At 30.7% G+C, this 18,915-nt stretch carries 19 protein-coding genes; all 19 read right to left on the bottom strand.

Going from position 1 to position 18,915, the window contains the following annotated elements:
• Position 1: 1 nt before the first annotated feature.
• On the bottom strand, positions 2-2,359 hold the full coding sequence (gene fliD, locus B2R82_RS15155) for a flagellar filament capping protein FliD (protein ID WP_286925722.1): 2,358 nt from the start codon (positions 2,357-2,359) through the stop codon (positions 2-4).
• A gap of 22 nt (positions 2,360-2,381) precedes the next feature.
• Positions 2,382-2,768 (bottom strand): flagellar protein FlaG, encoded by a 387-nt coding sequence (locus B2R82_RS15150; protein WP_283870842.1) that lies wholly within the window; start codon positions 2,766-2,768, stop codon positions 2,382-2,384.
• A 306-nt stretch (positions 2,769-3,074) separates the two neighbouring features.
• A complete protein-coding gene (locus tag B2R82_RS15145; protein ID WP_286925721.1) occupies positions 3,075-3,962 on the bottom strand; it encodes a polysaccharide deacetylase family protein in 888 nt (295 codons plus the stop codon).
• 18 nt (positions 3,963-3,980) lie between these two features.
• Positions 3,981-5,081: a GNAT family N-acetyltransferase gene (locus tag B2R82_RS15140; RefSeq protein ID WP_286925720.1), complete on the bottom strand. Its 1,101-nt coding sequence runs from the start codon at positions 5,079-5,081 to the stop codon at positions 3,981-3,983.
• A 15-nt stretch (positions 5,082-5,096) separates the two neighbouring features.
• Positions 5,097-5,501 (bottom strand): VOC family protein, encoded by a 405-nt coding sequence (locus tag B2R82_RS15135; protein WP_286925719.1) that lies wholly within the window; start codon positions 5,499-5,501, stop codon positions 5,097-5,099.
• Positions 5,494-5,721 carry an acyl carrier protein gene (locus B2R82_RS15130; RefSeq protein ID WP_286925718.1) on the bottom strand — a complete coding sequence of 76 codons (228 nt, stop codon included), beginning with the start codon at positions 5,719-5,721 and terminating at the stop codon, positions 5,494-5,496. Before B2R82_RS15130 ends, B2R82_RS15135 begins: the two co-directional genes overlap by 8 nt.
• Entirely contained in the window at positions 5,705-7,180 is a 1,476-nt protein-coding gene (locus tag B2R82_RS15125) for an HAD-IIIC family phosphatase (protein WP_286925717.1), read from the bottom strand. The genes B2R82_RS15130 and B2R82_RS15125 overlap by 17 nt, the downstream gene beginning before the upstream one ends.
• Before the next feature lie 355 nt (positions 7,181-7,535).
• Positions 7,536-8,072: a KdsC family phosphatase gene (locus B2R82_RS15120; protein WP_286925716.1), complete on the bottom strand. Its 537-nt coding sequence runs from the start codon at positions 8,070-8,072 to the stop codon at positions 7,536-7,538.
• 11 nt (positions 8,073-8,083) lie between these two features.
• On the bottom strand, positions 8,084-9,070 hold the full coding sequence (locus tag B2R82_RS15115; protein ID WP_286925715.1) for a KpsF/GutQ family sugar-phosphate isomerase: 987 nt from the start codon (positions 9,068-9,070) through the stop codon (positions 8,084-8,086).
• The gene (gene kdsA, locus B2R82_RS15110) at positions 9,067-9,891 is read right to left on the bottom strand and encodes a 3-deoxy-8-phosphooctulonate synthase (RefSeq protein ID WP_286925714.1); all 825 of its coding nucleotides are present in this window, start codon (positions 9,889-9,891) and stop codon (positions 9,067-9,069) included. The genes B2R82_RS15115 and kdsA overlap by 4 nt, the downstream gene beginning before the upstream one ends.
• Positions 9,892-10,252: 361 nt before the next feature.
• Positions 10,253-10,918, bottom strand: a complete 666-nt coding sequence (locus B2R82_RS15105) for a TylF/MycF/NovP-related O-methyltransferase (protein WP_286925713.1) — start codon at positions 10,916-10,918, stop codon at positions 10,253-10,255.
• Positions 10,919-10,931: 13 nt separating this feature from the next.
• Positions 10,932-11,579, bottom strand: a complete 648-nt coding sequence (locus tag B2R82_RS15100; RefSeq protein WP_286925712.1) for an RraA family protein — start codon at positions 11,577-11,579, stop codon at positions 10,932-10,934.
• Positions 11,576-12,232, bottom strand: coding sequence for a cytidylyltransferase domain-containing protein (locus B2R82_RS15095; protein WP_286925711.1), 657 nt, complete (start codon positions 12,230-12,232; stop codon positions 11,576-11,578). The genes B2R82_RS15100 and B2R82_RS15095 overlap by 4 nt, the downstream gene beginning before the upstream one ends.
• Positions 12,233-12,283: 51 nt before the next feature.
• Positions 12,284-13,381 carry a hypothetical protein gene (locus tag B2R82_RS15090; protein ID WP_286925710.1) on the bottom strand — a complete coding sequence of 366 codons (1,098 nt, stop codon included), beginning with the start codon at positions 13,379-13,381 and terminating at the stop codon, positions 12,284-12,286.
• Positions 13,382-13,517: 136 nt separating this feature from the next.
• On the bottom strand, positions 13,518-14,972 hold the full coding sequence (locus tag B2R82_RS15085) for a glycoside hydrolase family 99-like domain-containing protein (RefSeq protein ID WP_286925709.1): 1,455 nt from the start codon (positions 14,970-14,972) through the stop codon (positions 13,518-13,520).
• A gap of 128 nt (positions 14,973-15,100) precedes the next feature.
• On the bottom strand, positions 15,101-16,195 hold the full coding sequence (locus tag B2R82_RS15080) for a glycosyltransferase (protein WP_286925708.1): 1,095 nt from the start codon (positions 16,193-16,195) through the stop codon (positions 15,101-15,103).
• Complete coding sequence (locus B2R82_RS15075) at positions 16,183-17,235, bottom strand: alcohol dehydrogenase catalytic domain-containing protein (RefSeq protein ID WP_286925707.1); 1,053 nt, start codon at positions 17,233-17,235, stop codon at positions 16,183-16,185. Before B2R82_RS15075 ends, B2R82_RS15080 begins: the two co-directional genes overlap by 13 nt.
• 1 nt (position 17,236) lies before the next feature.
• Entirely contained in the window at positions 17,237-17,950 is a 714-nt protein-coding gene (locus B2R82_RS15070; RefSeq protein WP_286925706.1) for an IspD/TarI family cytidylyltransferase, read from the bottom strand.
• A 13-nt stretch (positions 17,951-17,963) separates the two neighbouring features.
• Positions 17,964-18,915 (bottom strand): alkaline phosphatase family protein (locus tag B2R82_RS15065; RefSeq protein ID WP_286925705.1); only part of this gene is annotated, 952 nt, incomplete at its 5' end.

Raw genomic sequence — 18,915 nt, 5'->3', positions numbered from 1 at the left:
ATTAGAAGCCTCCACCTTGCATGAACATGCCAGATTGCTGGTTTGCCTTATTAATGGCCTGCTCCATGGCTGTGAATTGTTTCCAGTATCGAGCTTCAATATCTTTTAATTTTGCTTGTAATTTTGTAATGCGATTGTCCATATCAACAATGTTTTTACCAATATTATAGGATTGCTCTGTATCGCCATCTCTTCCTGCTTTTTTCTCAATACTCTTAGTCAGATTTGCAATTTCATCACGCAAACGCTTGGTAATCCCTCGTGAATCCTCCGTCACATTACGCTTTTTATCTGCATCATAGGTTGTTGTAACTGTTCCGGATTTTGTAAATAATTCAACAACTTGCTGTGGATCCTTCTCTAAAGCTGCGTCTAATTTTTCATCAACAATAACAAGCTTGCCGCTTTCTGATAGTTTATTTGAGGTAGTAATCCCGATTTCTGCTAATGCATCGATTGTTTTATCACCAAGACCATTTACTGAACTCATAAATTGTGTACGCATTTTGGATAAGCCTTCTCGAATAAGTGAATCACTGCGTAAAAGCCCGCTTTTCGCCTTTTCATCCCAGAGCTTTTGTTCATTCTCTGACATATCTTCGCGTTGCTCTTTTGTTAGCGGTGGGAAATCTCGATACTTTTTCTCTTTCAATAACCCATTTAGTGTATCAAGCATCTCATTATAGTTTGTGACAAATTCTTTAATGCGATCTTTAATAGCACTTGTTTCCACAGTTGAATTTAAACTCACAGCAACTACGGATGACGATGTATCGTTTGGAGTATTCGTAACAGCATCATTCGCATTTTTTAAAGATTTTTCTGCTTCAGCTAAACGTTTTTCACCAGCTGTAACAGCATTTTTAGCAGCTGTAAGTGCGGATAGATTATCTTGGTTTTGTTTGTCGATTGTATAAAACGATTTGAATTTTTCTAAGTTACCATCATCAGCTAAATCTGCTAATTGACCTAAATCAACTCGATCTATACCTCCAAATTTCTTTCTAATATCTTCTGTCGTACCTGCGAAAGCTGCATCGATTTCTGCATTATTTTTACCTTTGATAGAAGCTAAAAAATTAATATCATCTGTGGATAATTCAGATAAAAACTTTTTATCAAGTGATTTATAGAGATTCTCAAAATCAACTTGTTTTGCTCTTTCTAGTAATGCATCCCCATCTGAACTGTTTAATGCCTCTAAATCTTTGCTATTAGCAAGTAGTTTCGCTCTTTGATCATCTGTTAGACCGTTTGTGTCATTACTAATAATTGCTTTTACATTAGCTTCATTTGAGAAATCCGTTATACCTAAACTTCTAAGCGCTTGTAAATCTGAAGCATCTAAACGCGCCACTTGACCTACATTTGATAGTCCTTTAAATTTCGTTTGTTGATCTACAGTCAATCCATTAGTACCAAAAAGAGCTTCATAGGCATCTTTGAAAGTATCATTATAGTAATTATTATATGTTGAGTCAGCAACATTTCTTCTATCCTTTAATCCACCTGCTCCATTCAATGCTGATTCTGCATTATCTCTTTCTTCCTTTGCTACAATTTGGCGCTCTAGTGCACCTGAATAAGCGTTAAACGTTTCTTTTAATGTAATTTCATAACCAGATATAGTTACTTTATTAGATGAACGTTCCATAGAAATACCATTCACTTGTAAAATAGCATTCTTTCCATCTCTTTTAGTAACCTCTGCATCATTCGCAAAGCCTAGAGCATCAAAAACGCCCTTGCCATTTCCAAAAACGATTTCACCTGTTCCACTTTTTACACTGCCTGTATTGTTGGCAGTTAAAGAAAGTTTCCCATTTTCAAACAAGGCTGTCACGCCTGCTTTACTTTCGTTAATCTTTTTTACTAAATCATTCACCGTATCTTTATTTGGATCAAAGCTAATCGTAGTAGGTTTTGCTGCTAAATCTCCATTTTTATCTATAGAACTTAAATCTAAAGACGTACCTGAGATACCAAGTTCGGATAATTTTGTATTACCAGTATATTGTGTTTGCTTCCCTATTAACTGAGTTGCAGTTGCTAACTGTGTGACACTTTCAATATTTAGGGAACCAGTGGCACTATTAGTTGCGTTCACAGATACCAGCTTCTCATTTGAAGAAGTAGCTGTTTTTTTCATCATTTGGCTTTGTAAAAACATATTTGTTTTTAAAAAATCCTCAAGTTTTCTCAATGTTGTGTTTACATTGCGATATGCATCACGTTGCCATTCGAATGTTTGCTTTCTTTGAAAAGCTTTATTCAAGGGCATTCTTTCTGCCTTCATTAGCTTTTCTACAATACTATCGATATCCATGCCTGAGGCTAAGCCGCCAATTCTTGAAACCATATTAAAATCCTCCTAATTATGTTTATATTTTCTCGTCTACTATCATTCCCACCATTTTTTGCATTTCATAGAATGCATCCAATAATCTTTTTGGTGGAATTTCCTTAACAACCTCGTCTGTATCACGATTGACTATTGTTACATAATAGCGTTCCAAGCCATCATGATAAACAAACTTCGAGGAGCTGTGATTTATTTCCAAAAATTCATTTACAACATCAACAGCCTTTTGTAGTTTCTCCTTTGTAACTTCTTGATCTTCTCCAACAGCAGTAGCTTTTTCTACTATCGGTTGAGAGTTCGTGATTGTTGAAACATTAGGCGTCATATTCTCCTGCACATTCATTGCCTTCGTATTTGTTGGTGCAGTAATCGTTTCCATTGCCTGCCCCTGCGATGCAATACGCATGTAGCTCAACCTCCTAAACTTTTCATTTGCTTAACATTATTATCGGAAGGAATTTCTATTGTTTCAGGTTTTTTGGTAAACAAATACTTGATATCTTCTTATCTTTAAGATTAGTCCTGCTTTAGACCAAGTAATAATAATGATAATAAAAGATAAAAACCTCGAGTTCAGATACTAATATCTAAATCGAGGGATTTTTTTCAAATATTTATTATTTTTCATATATGCTTTTACAGCATAATTTTGTTATTGAAAATTTATTGAACTTCATGTAACCTACTTCAACTTAAAAAGTAGAATTGACAATTATTGAATAGACTTTAAACGATTACAGTCAAATCTATTAAACCAAAAATTATTATTACTTAATATTGTATAATCCTCAATAGTTGTAAAGGCACCATTAAATCCATTTGCTCTTAAAATTGGTTCTAAGTCAGCACGCATTTGTATTGCATTTTCACCACCACCAAATGCTGGGGTAAACCATTTTGGGGTAATTCCTAATTCTTGTTGCATAAATACTTTACATGGAGCAATCTCTGTATTATAAAATTCCTGCGCATCTCCTTTATAGGGCAAATGCTTAACACAATGTACACCCAGTGTCATGCCGTTTTCTTTCATTTCGACTAATTCTTCTATAGAAATATAAAATGCTGTAATAAAAGATTGAATTGAACCATATAATTTTTCCACTTTTTCTTCTAGATAACGCCGACAAGACTGTTCATCAAGTAAAAAATTAAAAACATATTTATTATAGCGACGATATATATTTGGCTCATAACTATAATAAGCACTTTTCTCTGTTAAATCAGGAATTTCAAATTTTGCATTTAGTTCATTCCATACTTCTTCGTCATTAAAATGTGATAGAACCGTATGCACTAAATGAAAAATTGGTATAACACCACATTCTAAGGGTGCAGACATAACTGTAAAATAACCTGGTACATCTAATTCTTTTAAAATCTTATAAGCTACTGTATATTGATCTTTTGTTGCATCGTCAAAAGAAATAATACACTTCGGTTTTTTCGTTATTTTATTCATATCATCAGGTGAGATAATTTCATAATTTTCCTTAGCCCACTCAATTTGTTTTCGGAAATCTTCTGGACTGATTGGTACACTACCTGTCCAGCTCTCTTTCTCACGCACATAATGATACATAATTACAATATCTTGCATAAACTTATATCCCTCTCACTAATTTGGGCGATCTTGATCTGAGTCTGCTTTCGTAATATATAGACTATCTAAAACTACAGAATTCCACTTATTTTTTATCTTGTCACTAAAAAATACAGCAGCTAACATATCCGTATTTTCTAAATCCACTGGCTGGAAACGAGATGGGATAGTATATAGATCTTGTTCAGATTTATATACTTTCTTAAATCCGATTGCTTCTAATCCCCATGTGGTAGAATTTGAAAAACAATAAAAATCATAAAACAATAAATCTTGATTATCAGTCAATGCATTAGCCAAAGATATCGCGCTATCTTGGTCACTTGTTATACATTCAACAATACGTCCTATTTTATCTCCTGATTTAAGTTTCTCAATTCTATATACCATTAACCCTTTAATATTACTCTCGCATTTACAAATTACAAATTTATAATCAAATGACGGGTGATTTTCATAACGCCATTTAAAAAATTCTGCATTCCGATTAATTCCCACACTTTTCTTGGAGTAATTAGAACTATAAAAAGCATCCCAATCAGTTTCATTTAGCTTATCATTATGTTCGACAGTATATGTACCTTCGTACTTTAGAGGTTTAATAACATCATAGTAACGAAGAGGTTGAGATTCGCCACCTAATAATGCACTTACAGTACGGTTTTTATTTATTAATCCTATCCATCGTGGCACATCTGGCTGTACATCCCATCTCATGAGTTTATAAACTTTTGAACCTTCATTACTAACTCCTAACGAAAGTATCATATCTGGTTTAAAAGAATGTACCTTATCGATTAGTGCTAGACCAGCACCTGTCGCACGTGCTTCCGGTGAGACAATCCAGTTAGTCAAGCAACAGCCTAAACTCTTTCTTCCATTAAAATTAAATGGAAAAGGCATTACCCCAAGCAAACCTATTACTTTATTGTCATCCCATGCACCCAAAAAGCTAAAGTGTTCTCTATCCGTAATTAATTTATGACCAGGTGTTTCGTAAAACATATGATTTAAGAGGTTTTCATCTCTAGATAAAATATGGTTATTAGCCCAAATGCTATGTATTGATTGCATTAAAAGACTTTTTTCTGTTTTTTTAAAAAAACGGATTTCCAAATGATTCACTCCGTTCTATTGTTCAATAAGCTCTATTAGCATCTGTGATCTTAAATATAAAAAAGCAATTTTCCTATGTTCAAATGCTACAGCTTCAATAGGCTGTACAATGAGCATTGCACCTTGTTGAACTAAATAATCAATCGCATTTTGTAAATTTGGTGTTGTAAAACATTGATGATACATGCGAATTCCTTTTTTTAGATAATTGTTAATAGGAGAATCTTCAGAAAGTGCTTCAAGTAATTCTACTCGAAATGCTCCATTTATCATAAAAACACCACGAATTTGCTGATTAGTATCTTCAAATATTCCACTTTCTTTCACATAGTTCAACATTTCATGTGCTAACATCTCTTTTTCTAAATTTTTGCAAGCTAACCCTACATGATGAAAAGCAAACATTTTATTATCAAGCATTTACTTTCGCCTCAATCATTGTATATAAATCTGTAACATTTTTTACTTGTGTTACCTCTGATGCCGTAAACCGAATATCAAATTCTTCTTCAATAGCCATAATAATTTCTAAATGCTTAATAGAGTCCCATCCTGCATTTTTTTCACGATCCATCTGTTCTTCATTGACAGCATCAAGTTCTAAAATTTCTATGATAATTTCATTAATTGTTTCTTTCATTATTCCAACTAACCTCCGCAGGATAATCCGATAATTTTTCTTTTAGTCCTTTTATTATATCGGTAATATTCGATGATCTGTAAATACTATTGTACCAATCAAGCGCTGGTTTATTTCGTGGTCCTTCTACCGTTGCAAATTCAATTTCTGTAATGCCCTGCTGTTGAAGGCTTTCTAATATTAACAGTAAAGAAGCATCTTCTACTTTTCTCCCCAATGCTCGACAACTAAACAGGACCTCTTCAAAAACTGCCTTTTTATCGTTCAATTGAGCTATATAACTCCCTATGACCCCACTGTCATTTAGCATATCGGACAATGTAACTGTAAAAATATAGTAGTTCTTAGCACTTTCCTTTTGATAAGTATCTCCTTCTGTAAAACGTTGCAAAGCTAAATTAAATTGATTCGTTTTTTGGCCCATTTCATAGACGCGCTGTGTATGTTCTTTGTTATTTTCAAATACTAAAACCTTCATGTGCAGGGACGCAAGGTAACTATTGCTATCCTTAGCTTTATTGGCAAGCTCTACGCGTGTTTGATTCGCTAAAATATCCTTTTGACGTAGAGTTGCAAAATCATCTTTTTTTCGAGAATAAAGATAAGGATAATTTAATAATCGATGTACGGTCTCTTTACCAGTAACATCTGCCATTAGGGTGTGGATAGACGGCACTTGTTCTTTAACATGCGCAATTTCTGCAGGATTATCGTCTATGAACAACATAGCAGATGAATCAAAATTAAATTTATTTACCATCATCTGTATATTTTCAGCCTTATTATGCCAATTTGCTTCTATAAATGTAAAATCATCTTTTTGTAACAGAAAGTCTTTTCGTGTTTCAAACATATGAATAACATCCTGTTCATTATTTTTAGAGCTTATTGCTAGTAATATACCATTTTCTTTCATTTTTTTTAATACTTGCTGAAGCTGTTTATGCTCTTCAGTGAGTATGATGTTTTCAATCCCATCTTCCCCTAAAACACCTCTATAAAGTGTATTATCAAGATCTAAAACGATTGCTTTTAATTTTGGTTCAAGCATGGCAGGAATAAGATTCAGTGCAATATGTCGTGATAATTGTAAAGTTAATTGATTTGAAAGTGGATAATTGCTAACTTCTTCATTTCGTCTATCATACGAGTTCATTCCTATTTTGCTAGCAAATAAGTTTACATCTATAATTTCAAGACTATTAAACTCACTTTTTAATGTTTCAAGCAAATAATTAAATTCATAAATCCAGCAACGTTTTGAAACATGTGCAGCATACTGCTGCTCATCCATTTCCCAAAATGTTGGCCAGTTATTAATAAGGATTGGTTTATTCATATCAATTAGTCTTGTTTTTAGCCATTCTAAAAGGGACTTTGGATCCATCTTATCCATGTATAATCGCCAATCTATCCAGAATATGAAAAAATCAGTTTTTTCCTGAACTGGAATTTTCATAAGAGAGGTATCATAATCGGTATATATGAAAATCCCATCCTTCTCCAATAAAGAAAAGAAAGGGGCCATAAATTTTTCTATATATTCAAAGGGCAAGGTACGAACTATACTAATTTTTAATATATCATTCAGAGGAAAACTAAAATCGCCTTTTAAATCTTTAATCTTAATATCTTGATTTAAAAATTTTCCGTCTAAAAACATTTAATCACCTCTCTCAATTTGCTTGCATATTTATAAAAGAAATTATAATGTAATTCTAAAAAGTCTTTGAACTCCTAAGCTATAAAAAAATTCAAATTATGATATATAATATAACTATTTTTTACACTTCATTTTTAATTTTGTTGCATTTTTAGTGAGCATTTGAAAAATACAAATCAATACAGTTTATCTTGCGCATATTTAGTAACCAATCTACACATTCTCTTACAGCCCCTTTTCCCCCTTTATAACTTGAGATATAGTGAGCTATCTCTTTATATTCCTTACATGCATCAGCCACAGCAAATACTAAACTACAGGTAGAGGCAGCCTGAATATCATTAATATCATCTCCTATATAAGCAATATTGGAATAATCCAAGCCAATATTATGTAATAGATTATCTAAACATTCTCTTTTATCTTTAATCCCTTGATAAACATGTTTAATATTTAATTCCTCACATCTCTTTGAAACTATATTAGAAGATCTTCCAGTTATGATAATAGGAGTAATATTCATCTTATGGAGTAAAGTAATAGCTAAACCATCTTTAACATTAAAGCTTTTATATTCTTCACCATTTGAACCAATAGTAATAGACCCATCTGTAAGTGTACCGTCTACATCAAGGACAATTGCTTTAATTGATAGCAGTTGATCTGAAATTTTAACAACTTCATTCATTATATTCACCCCTATATTCCTGCATTTAGTAATGCTTGAAGGCTAATCATCCCTATTACTTCATTTTCTAAAGTGACAATTGGCATTACACTCACTCTATTGTCTTTTAAAAGTTTAAGAGCATCATATGCTAATGTGTTTGTAAGTAAAGTGCTACAATTTTCTTTCATAATTTCATTCACGAAAATATCCAAAGAAAATGATTTCTTTATTAGATACCTTCTAATATCTCCGTCTGTTAATATCCCTAATAATTTTCCACTTTCATCTACTACATTAATAGCCCCCATATAAGAAGCTGTTATTATAAATAAAGCATCTTTTAATTTGGTATTTGGAGTAACATTAATCAAGTTTAAATCTGATTCCATCACATCATTAACTTTTAATAAGAGACGTTTCCCCAAAATACCTGCAGGGTGATTTGCAGCAAACTCTTCTTTCCTTACTCCTTTTAATTGAGCTACAGTTATTGCAAGAGCATCTCCTAAAACCATTGTTGCAGTTGTACTTGAAGTTGGAGCCAAGTTTAAAGGGTCCGCTTCTTTATCTACATTTATATTTAAATTAAATTTACAATATTGAGCTATAGTTGAATTAGGATTACCTGAAATACTAACCATATTTCGATTTTTATTATTTAAATATGGCAATAAATTTTTAAGTTCATCGCTTTCACCACCATAAGATACAATAAAAATCAAATCATCTTCACACACTATTCCTAAATCACCATGATACGCTTCTGTCGGGTGTAGAAAAATTGCCGGAGAACCTAAACTACGAAAAGTTGCTACAATTTTACGTGCGACTAGCCCAGATTTCCCTATACCCGTAAAAATAATCCTACCAGTACACATTTGAATTAAATCAATTACTTGAGAAAATGAACTATCAGAACATAATTGTTCTTTTACTTTTTCCAAGGCCTCAATTTCATTCACAAATACCTTTTCAACAATTTCTGATATTTTAATAGAAGAATAAACTTGACTCATTTCAAATTACTTCCTTTAACAATTTTGTCAATTTTTTTTAATATAATTAGTAATTCTTTTACATCAGTTAAAGAAAGCATATTCGGACCATCACACAAAGCATTTTCTGGATCTGGATGTACTTCCATAAATATACCATCTACTCCAGATGCTATTGCAGCTCGAGCTAAATTCGCTACATATTCTCTGTTTCCTGATGACGAAGTTCCATTTCCACCTGGGATTTGGACACTATGTGTAGCATCAAATATCACCGGAATACCTTGTGATCGCATAATCTGTAACGAACGCATATCCACTACTAAATTATTATACCCAAAAGAAGTGCCTCTTTCTGTTAACACTATTTTATGATTTCCAGTAGTTTTAATTTTATCAACTATGTTGTTACAATCCCATGGAGCCAAGAATTGTCCCTTTTTTACATTTATAATTTTATTCGTTTTTCCTGCTGCAACTAACAAGTCTGTTTGTCTACATAAAAAAGCTGGAATTTGTATTATATCAGCTACTTTAGCTACTTCTTCTATTTGATATACATCATGTATATCAGTTACAATCGGTATATTAAAATTTTCCTTAACTTTCTTTAAAATTTCTAGCCCTTTTTGAATACCTGGTCCTCTAAATGAATTTATCGATGAACGGTTTGCCTTATCAAAAGATGCTTTAAATACATAATTTATTTTTAGTTCTTCGGATAGTTCTTTCATGAATTTTGCAATATATAAAACTTGTTCTTCACTTTCAATAACACATGGACCCGCTAATAACACAAATGGCTCCTTGTTATTCGTTTCTCCCTCAAAATTAAATAACATTCTAAAAACCTCCATCTATAAACCTTTACACAATTGAAATTTCATCAATTTAAATACTACAATCAAAAATTAAACACTTATAAGTATTAAAAAATTGAACAATACTTAGACAATTCATATATATCCATTTAATACCTTACATAGCTACTTTGATGTTAAATTGTTAATTCAATAAAAAGTAAAATAAGTTTTATAAGATACTTTTTGTATAAAAAATTTAAATTATCTCGATACTCTCTAATAACAAAAATAAAATATAACATTCAGTACATAAATAAATTTCCCCATATCGAAAACCATTAATTCAATTATCTGAAAAAATACAAGACTAAGTTTTTATAATTTTAATGATACTTAAAATTTAAAAATTGTTTTTTATAATATATGCTGGGGTATGGCTAAATGGAAATTTTCTAATTTCAACATCTTTCCCCTTAAAATATTCATCTACGGCTTTCGTTTCTCCTGGGAAAAATCCATAATCGTCCAATATCAAAACCCCTCCTTTGGATAATAAAGGATATAAATTTTCTAATAAAACCACAGTTGGCTCATATATATCTACATCTATATGTAATAATGATATTTTTAAATTAGGATTTTCTTCAATATACTTAGGAACTGTCGTTAAAATGTTTCCAGCTATAAGTTCTATATTATCATTACATTTCTTATAATCTAATATCTCTAATAACTGGTCCTCACTAATACTTTTACTACCAGCAGTATTAATGAAATTTTCTCTATAATTTTTATCTAACTCATAATCGGTTTCTGGAAATTCTCCAAACATATCAAATCCAATTATTTTCTTAGAAAAATTTGTTTCTAATAAGGTGCGAAAAGCGGCAAATCTTGCAAATGAAGCTCCTTTAAAAACACCTGCTTCAACAATTTGTCCTGGAATATCTAATACCATTTTATATAGTTCATAATGTGCAATTAACTTCCCTATTCTTGCATTATCACAAGATAAATAAAAATTATTTTCATGTTCATATTTTTTAGACAAATCTGGCATTATCATCCTTTACTTCCTCCTAAAAAAAACCATACTTTTCAACTAAACTATGCGGCTCTAATCCTTTAACTATATCTCCAATTAGAGATTTTTCATTAAATGCAATTTCTAATGCACGTTTAATCACTTCATCTTCTCTATCACTAGGAATAACAGCTATTCCATCAATATCTCCAAAGATTAAGTTACCTGGAATAATGGAGATATCATCTATGGTCACAGGGCAATTCAAATCATGGATGGCACCATGATTTTTTATATCTTTTGAATACCTCCCCTTTGCAAAAACAGGATAATCTAAAGCTCTTGTTTGGGCATTATCTCTAGTTACTCCGTCTACAATTGTGCCTGATGCTTTTTCTCTTAAAGCTAACATTGTATTTAGTTCTCCCCAATATGCTAAATGTCCAAGTTCATTTTTTATTACAATCACATCATCTTCCTTAACAGTAGAATAGATCTTTAACCCATTATATATACTGTTTATAGGTTCATTATCTTCTCTTTTCACAACATGAATAGTTTTTGCTCTACCGCATAACTTTGCATGTTCAAAATTTGATTTAAATTTGTCTGAAAGCATCCCAGTAATACCTAATTCATCGAATACATCTGAAATAATTGCAGTAGATAAAATTCGCTTTAAAAGATTAAAATTGTGTTTCATCCTCTTAAACCCCTTTCAATAATTTGAGCAAACTCATAATCCTCTGGGTAATTAATATCAATTCCTTCTAATTGTGATACTTCTAATAAATATGGTTTATTCCCTATTCTTTTTTTAGTACTTATTAAAGTTTCATGTCGTATTATATATAATCCCATTGTTTCAATAATTGTATCTGAAAGTGTATTACTATTTGGAATATTATTAATATCGTATTGTGGACCACTCTCATCCCATAAATATAGCTTTTCACGTCTAACAGCAACTACAGAGTCGTATTCCTGATTTTCTTTAAGAATTCTAATTCCTTTATCAATTGTTTCAATACTTATAAACGGACTGGTACATAACAGTTGAACATAAATGTCAGCTTTTGAAAAATTAGCTTCATTTAATAACAACTGATTTCCATCTGTTTCATTCGTAGCGTATTGTAAATCTCTCTTCATTGCGGAACATTTAGACACTTTTGAAACCGCATGGTTGATAAAATTTTCTGATTCTGTATCTATATAAAAGTTTGTAATTTCAGTGCTTCTAGATAAAGTTTTTAAAGCGTTAACATATAAAGCTTCTCCAAAAATTTTTAATTGATTTTTATTTTGAACTCTATTACTTACACTTTTTGCAGGTACAAAAGCATGCACTTTCATAAAGCTCCTCCTTTGCTTACCTAATTTGTTGTTTTTTCATTTTGCTTCATTCTACTCCCAATTATAGAGAGGTAATTTTGGATATAAGGCTGATTTAGTTGTTGCAGTATATAGTTTCAATTCTTTTGATTCATTAAATTTCTCATATAATAAAAAAATCATTTGATCTGCTCCTAAATTCTCTGATTGATCACAAAAAGTCTCATGAGTCAATTGTTTTTTATCAGATCTTGGAATAAAATATTCATTAACATCATCGTAATCATCATAAAAATAACCATTATTTTTTAATTCAACACCACAAAAAATAATCTCTTTATACCCTAACCTAATAGCAATAGAGAATATAGTGACAGCTGTACTAACAAATGAATAAAAACAATTATCGTCCTCTATTAAATTCAGTTCTTTCAATAAATCAAACCTTTGTTCGAAATCTTTTTTTGAATAAAAATCTAAGTAATGATTCTGTAAAAATGGAATTATTTTATTCTCTGATTTTAAAATACTGATACTATTATCTTCCATATTCCCTAATTCTTTAATAAAGTCATATTCAATATTTAGTAATCTATTTAGTTTAATTAAATTATCTAGATTTTCTGTTTTATAGAAAAATTCAAAGGTATAATAAGTAGGTACAAAACTATGTAAACTCCAATAGTTCATTCCCCAAGAGTCATATTTTTTTATATGTCCCCATTGTTCATCGGTAATGTCATTTATAGTTCCCCCTGTACCAAGAATAAATAATCGATCACTTGTTTTTTTCGTTTTTAGTCTATTAATGTCAATAAAATTATATTTAATTTTATTTTCATCAAGTTTATTTTTATTAAGTAAAAATTTTTCATATCTCGCTAATAATCCAGGTAAACTTCTCGCATCATAAAAGTGTAGATTTTGCTGGTAATTCATTTTTTCTAGCTGTACAATAATTTCTTCAGCATATGAACTAGCAATTAGAATTTTTTGGTTTCTATTTAGCACCAAATTACTTGGGTGCTTTACAGTATAACCATTAACATTCTTATTAATATTATTATCTAAAAAATAAGCAATTTTAATATGAGGAAAATATCTATTAAAGTATTCTAAAAGTTTTCGTCCCACACTTCCTGTTCCAAAAATTATATACTCCTGCGTCACTACAAATCACCCCATCTAGCCATTATTTAAAATATTAGCGGAAATAAAACTTTTAAATGTGGATTTATTCCCTTAGATACACATGTACTCAATTACTCTTTTTAACTTGCAGTCTATTTAACTAATATAGTTAAATTCATTCCAAATCATAAATATTTAAATACTTTATACCTTCAAACGTTAACCACCTTACGTTAAGCTTATTAGTATAATCCCTATCTTTCTCTAAGTTTGCATGTTGTAAAGTTTCCATTATTTCATCATCAAATGAAGAAGCAACCAAAATTATCGGATTATAACCCATAATTTTATTATTGTCGACTTCCCAATTTAATACACTATAACCTTCTATTTCACTATTACGTTTCTCTATATTAGAATCAATAAATCCAATAAAGTTAGTTTTTATCGGTAATTTTTCAAAAGTAGTTTTCCCTCGTTTTCCAATACCCCAAATAAATATTGGTGTTGATTCATCTAAAAGTATATAATTGTTACTCTTTTGTTTGTTTTTTATAATTTGATAGTCCTTAACTTTAAATTCTCCACTTTTAAAATTATTAATAGTTTCTAAAGTTATATCTAAAAATAACCTTCCATTTCTTACATCTGGCTCTAAGTGTGCTCCTTCTGCCCACTCATTCCAAGCATTTATAAATATAATTTGTTTATCTATAGTATAATTTTTTACTTTCTCCATCGATTTGTATAGCCAATAACTATAATCATTTGGATCATCAATTTGAATTATACTAGCATTTTCACCTCTTCTAGCAGAATTATCCCAATTCGGAAAAACTGTAGGGAAAATCGTAATATCATCAGGAAACTCTTTTTTTATTGACATATCCACAAATGATTTATAGTTATAAACTGCTGTTTTTGTTAATCCAACATTTTCTTGTTCACTTCCCTTAAAACTATTTGGTTCAAAATTATAGATAGCATCGAAGCCCAAATCAATTAATTCATCGTATGAAAGTTCATTAAAAACAGTGTTAGCTGCAACTGTATAAATTCCATTCAATCCTTCTTCAATACAGTAATTATTCCATTTTCTTATAATAGATTTCATATTTTTAATATCCATTGCACGATAAACTAAAAATATAGGTTTTCCCTCTATTTTCATATATCTAGAATCTTTAAAATAAGGCATTAGCCATTCCATATGCTTCTCAGCAGAATATGTATTATAATTTTGTGCAATAAGTATTTCTTTTTCTTTCCCATCCCATCTTCTTGTCCAATTCTCATTTGCCCAACATAAACAGAATGGCATATCTACATTTGGATTTTTTAACATCATCTCTATGGGTTTTTCTAAAAGAAGCCTCTCATTAAACCAATAATGATAGTAACAAAAAGCATCTATTCCATAAGTTTTAGCTAATTTAGATTGCTCTTCCATGATTATAGGTAACCTTAAATCGTAGAAACCAAGTTCAGACGGTAAATGAGGTTGGTAATGTCCATTGAATAATGGTTTTGATTTCGTTACGTTTGACCATTCCGTAAAACCTTTTCCCCACCATTCGTCATTTTCTTTTATAGGATGAAACTGCGGTAAATAAAATGCTATTAATTTCATAATTTTAAACCTCACATAAAAAGTTTTCTGTTTAAGGAAATTTTTTTAAAAATTTTTAAACATATATTTGGCTCTCTTATAATCTAGCGCTTTCACTGTTAAAATGAGACACTTCACTTTACACCATTTTAAAATAATCTATAAAAATCTTTTTGATTTTTATAACCTAATGCTTCTATTTGCTCACGGATTTCATTGTAATAATAAGATGCAATTACCACATAGGGCTTTACTGATAACTCTTCTAAAATTCTAGGAGAATATACGTGATAATCATCCAATTTTGTCTTCCATTTGTTTCTATCATTATCTATATAACCTTGAATGTTCCATTTTTCTAATAAACTTAGAGCAGTTTTTCCTTTTTCACCTGTTCCAAAAACATAAATTGGTCGTTCTTTTTCAATAAGAAACTCCTCAAAATTTCTCTTTAAATGCTTCTGACTTATCTCTAATGAAATATCATATGGATCTCCTTTATAAAGTAAACCTTCCCAAATGGAAATGAATGTACTTACATCACTTGGAGGAGATTCCTTTCCTCTAGAAATGCCTTCATGGTGGATAATTGTATCTTTTGCACAAATGGTTTTAAATCCTTTTTTATTCATCCTTAAACATAAATCTATATCATTTAATACAACTTTTAGATTCTCATTGAACCCCTGTAATCTCTCAAAATCATTTCGTCGAATTAATAGACATGCACCAATAACTGCAGAAACTTGATGATTTATTCTCAAATGTGGTAATTCCTCTAATAAAGCATAACGATAAGGTTGCCATGCACCTTTACTATGTAAATTGACACCCGCATGTTGGATTGTATTGTTTGGATACAAAAGGGTTGCTCCCACAACACCAACATTCTCTTGATTTAAAATATCAATTAGATTATTTATTGTGTTGGGTAAAATAAACTCCATATCATTATTTAAAAATAACAAGTATTTCCCCGTAGCATGCTTAACTCCAAAATTATTTAAAAGAGCATAATTAAAGGGGAGATTATATTCAATAATTCGATAGTTGGGTTTCTTTTTTAATTCATTAAAATATACAAATGTGTGTTCTTCCACACTGTTATTACTTATAATGATAATCTCATCATTATCCATGTTGTGGTATTTTTCTAGGGTATTAATACACTGTTTTAAATATTCAACTTTATCTTTTGTCAAAATAATAACACTTACATTATTTTTTTTTTCTACACTCTCCACTCCATCACCGTCTTTCCATAATGCTTTAAACTATCCATCTCAAAGGCTTGATGAATGTTTTTAATACTTTCCACCTTAATTACATTATTAATCAAGCTACTTAGATAGGAAACTATATTCACCTCTTGCATAAAATCAATAGCCTTTTGAAAATCCTTCACACCACTACGGCTATTATTGACTAATACAATTCCTTTCTCCATCAGTAATCGAACATTTAGAGGTACTGCTGTTTCAGAAACACCTAAAGTTGAAATAGTTCCACCTGGATAGACTAGATCAATCATTCTATTTAACACATCAGTCTGGGCTTCTCCACCAACACATTCGAAAAAATGATGGATTATTAAACCATCTGTTTTATCATTTAATAGGTATGTCTCATCAACAAATGAGAACATTTCTAGCTTGTCTACATGTTTCCCAAAAACAATTACTTTTGATTTCGGATATTCTCTCTTAATTAACAACGACAAAATATAGGAAATATTTCCGTCACCCCAAACACCAAAAGTGTCGTTCACTCCATGAGAATAATATGAAAAACGCTTTAAAGAATGAACACACACCGAAACTAATTCTGTAATGGCTAGAATTTCCGCCGGTATAAACTCTGGTGTTCTAATTATTAACTCTCTTGGTTGGGATACAATTTCTTGCATGAAGCCATCGAAACCACTTGACCTGAATTTCCCATTCAAACAATAATTTTCGCCAATTTTCTCATTTTTTTCACTTAGGGACGGGGGGAAGCCAAAAAAGCTTCCAGAAATATTTGGAATGAGAACAACCCTTTCCCCATATTTTAACTGATTAAGGGGGTCATATTGAACTTCTCCAATAGCCTCATGAATTAAAGCCATTGGAAGCTTTTTATTTAATACTTTTTCGGATCGCATACCCTTATAATACCTTTGATCTGCATGACAAATAGAAAGATATGTGGGACGTACAATAACATTTGTTTCTAGCAATTCAACATGCTGTGTTACAATTTCAAATGTTTTTGGTTTAGTCAGTTGAATTACTTGATTAATCATCTTATCCTTTCCTTTCTAATAATGCCTTTGCTACTGTTAAATCAAATGGAGTCGTTATTTTAAAATTTAGTTGCTCACCCTTGACTAAATAAACAGACTTATCCAACAAACCATACAACTTTGCTACATCCGTTGCAGTGTCCATTTGTACTTTCGCCAGTTGGCTAAAAGCTACTATTAATTCCTTAACTTTAAAAGACTGAGGTGTTTGTCCTTGATAATATTTTGCTCTTTCTGGGATTGAAGTAATTTCGTTTCCATCCTCTGAATAAACAATTGTATCGATACTATCAATTACCGTATCAACTGCACCATACTGAATTGCTTTATCTATATTTTCTCGAATAATTTGGTAACTAATAAATGGACGGACTGCATCATGTGTCAAGACGATACAATCTTTTGTTATTTCGAAATTTTGACTAATATAGTTTATCCCACATAAAACCGTATCATTACGAGTTTCCCCACCTTTAATGACTTCAAATATGGAACTATCTTTTTCGAAATTTTTCCTAATCAAATCTTGTGTATAAGCGAGCCAATTAGGATGTGTTACAACAATTATTTTTGTTAATTCATCTTTAAAAAGATAAAACTTCTCGAGTGTATGTAAAATTATCGCCTTATTATTCAAAAGCAAAAATTGTTTTGGCATTTCTACATTACCCATACGTTGCCCTGTTCCGCCAGCTAAAATTAGTGCAAATTTCATAACATGCTCTCCTTTATTTTATGCTAATAAATTCAAATTCATCTGAACGGTTATTTTTATATGGAACAACAATATCCACAAACTTAGATTTATCATATTTTTCATTTACGGATATAAAGCCTTTAATATGATCTCCAGCTAAAAAAATATCTCGGTACTTTTCTTGTCCAAGTACATAAATATCTTTAAAACGATTTTGATAAAAATACTTACTGAAATATGAATTCATAACATTTACTTCACATGTTTGAACAATTAATACTTTTTCATTAAATGTAGGTAAATAATCGCCTAGTTTTCTATCTTTATTTACTAGTTCATGTTTATTAAAGATATCCGGAATATAACCTTTTCTTCCTTCAGGGACCTTGATATTAAATAACTCTAAAATCGTTGGATAAATATCTATAACGCGTGTACCTTGAATAGTAGATTTTTTAATCTCCTTTCCATTGTAGAGAATCGTCCCTTTTAACGAATGGAAAGAAGTCATAAACCCTTTATTTCGAGCTTTTAAAATAATTTTGTTTTTAGGAAAAATGCAATCATCTGATAAACCAAACGCTTCTCGAATAATTTTTTCACTAGTATTAGGAAAATAATCTTTGTAAGGTAATTGTCCATGATCTGAAATAACAAGAATGTTTTCAGGTTGGAAAATATTAATCATTTCCTGAATAAAGTAGTCTATATCCTTAATAGCTTTTTTCACTAATGTTTTATTATTGTCATGCATTGTAAAATGCCCTAAATAATCAAGCAGTCCAAAATAGAACCAAAACATATCTACTTTTTGCTTTTCATTCACACGACGGATATTTTCTAGCGAATAATCTAGCATATCTTTTAGATATTGATAGCCTTCCTCAAAATACTTTTCATCCAAAAAACCCTCTACAAGATTTGGATTTTCAAACAGTTCATCCCATGTATAGCCAAATTCAGTGGGGGATTTTGGATCTTTC

The organism is Lysinibacillus sp. UBA6686, assembly GCF_002455205.1.
Taxonomy (GTDB): Bacteria; Bacillota; Bacilli; order Bacillales_A; family Planococcaceae; genus Lysinibacillus; species Lysinibacillus pakistanensis.
This window is presented reverse-complemented; position numbering and strand designations above follow the sequence as displayed.

Excerpts from the sequence above, each read along its gene's own strand:
- fliD (WP_286925722.1), bottom strand. The coding sequence starts at position 2,359 with ATGGTTTCAAGAATTGGCGGCTTAGCCTCAGGCATGGATATCGATAGT.
- B2R82_RS15150 (WP_283870842.1), bottom strand. The coding sequence starts at position 2,768 with ATGCGTATTGCATCGCAGGGGCAGGCAATGGAAACGATTACTGCACCA.
- B2R82_RS15145 (WP_286925721.1), bottom strand. The coding sequence starts at position 3,962 with ATGCAAGATATTGTAATTATGTATCATTATGTGCGTGAGAAAGAGAGC.
- B2R82_RS15135 (WP_286925719.1), bottom strand. The coding sequence starts at position 5,501 with ATGCTTGATAATAAAATGTTTGCTTTTCATCATGTAGGGTTAGCTTGC.
- B2R82_RS15130 (WP_286925718.1), bottom strand. The coding sequence starts at position 5,721 with ATGAAAGAAACAATTAATGAAATTATCATAGAAATTTTAGAACTTGAT.
- B2R82_RS15125 (WP_286925717.1), bottom strand. The coding sequence starts at position 7,180 with ATGAAAATTCCAGTTCAGGAAAAAACTGATTTTTTCATATTCTGGATA.
- B2R82_RS15120 (WP_286925716.1), bottom strand. The coding sequence starts at position 8,072 with ATGAATGAAGTTGTTAAAATTTCAGATCAACTGCTATCAATTAAAGCA.
- B2R82_RS15115 (WP_286925715.1), bottom strand. The coding sequence starts at position 9,070 with ATGAGTCAAGTTTATTCTTCTATTAAAATATCAGAAATTGTTGAAAAG.
- kdsA (WP_286925714.1), bottom strand. The coding sequence starts at position 9,891 with ATGTTATTTAATTTTGAGGGAGAAACGAATAACAAGGAGCCATTTGTG.
- B2R82_RS15105 (WP_286925713.1), bottom strand. The coding sequence starts at position 10,918 with ATGATAATGCCAGATTTGTCTAAAAAATATGAACATGAAAATAATTTT.
- B2R82_RS15100 (WP_286925712.1), bottom strand. The coding sequence starts at position 11,579 with ATGAAACACAATTTTAATCTTTTAAAGCGAATTTTATCTACTGCAATT.
- B2R82_RS15095 (WP_286925711.1), bottom strand. The coding sequence starts at position 12,232 with ATGAAAGTGCATGCTTTTGTACCTGCAAAAAGTGTAAGTAATAGAGTT.
- B2R82_RS15085 (WP_286925709.1), bottom strand. The coding sequence starts at position 14,972 with ATGAAATTAATAGCATTTTATTTACCGCAGTTTCATCCTATAAAAGAA.
- B2R82_RS15075 (WP_286925707.1), bottom strand. The coding sequence starts at position 17,235 with ATGATTAATCAAGTAATTCAACTGACTAAACCAAAAACATTTGAAATT.
- B2R82_RS15070 (WP_286925706.1), bottom strand. The coding sequence starts at position 17,950 with ATGAAATTTGCACTAATTTTAGCTGGCGGAACAGGGCAACGTATGGGT.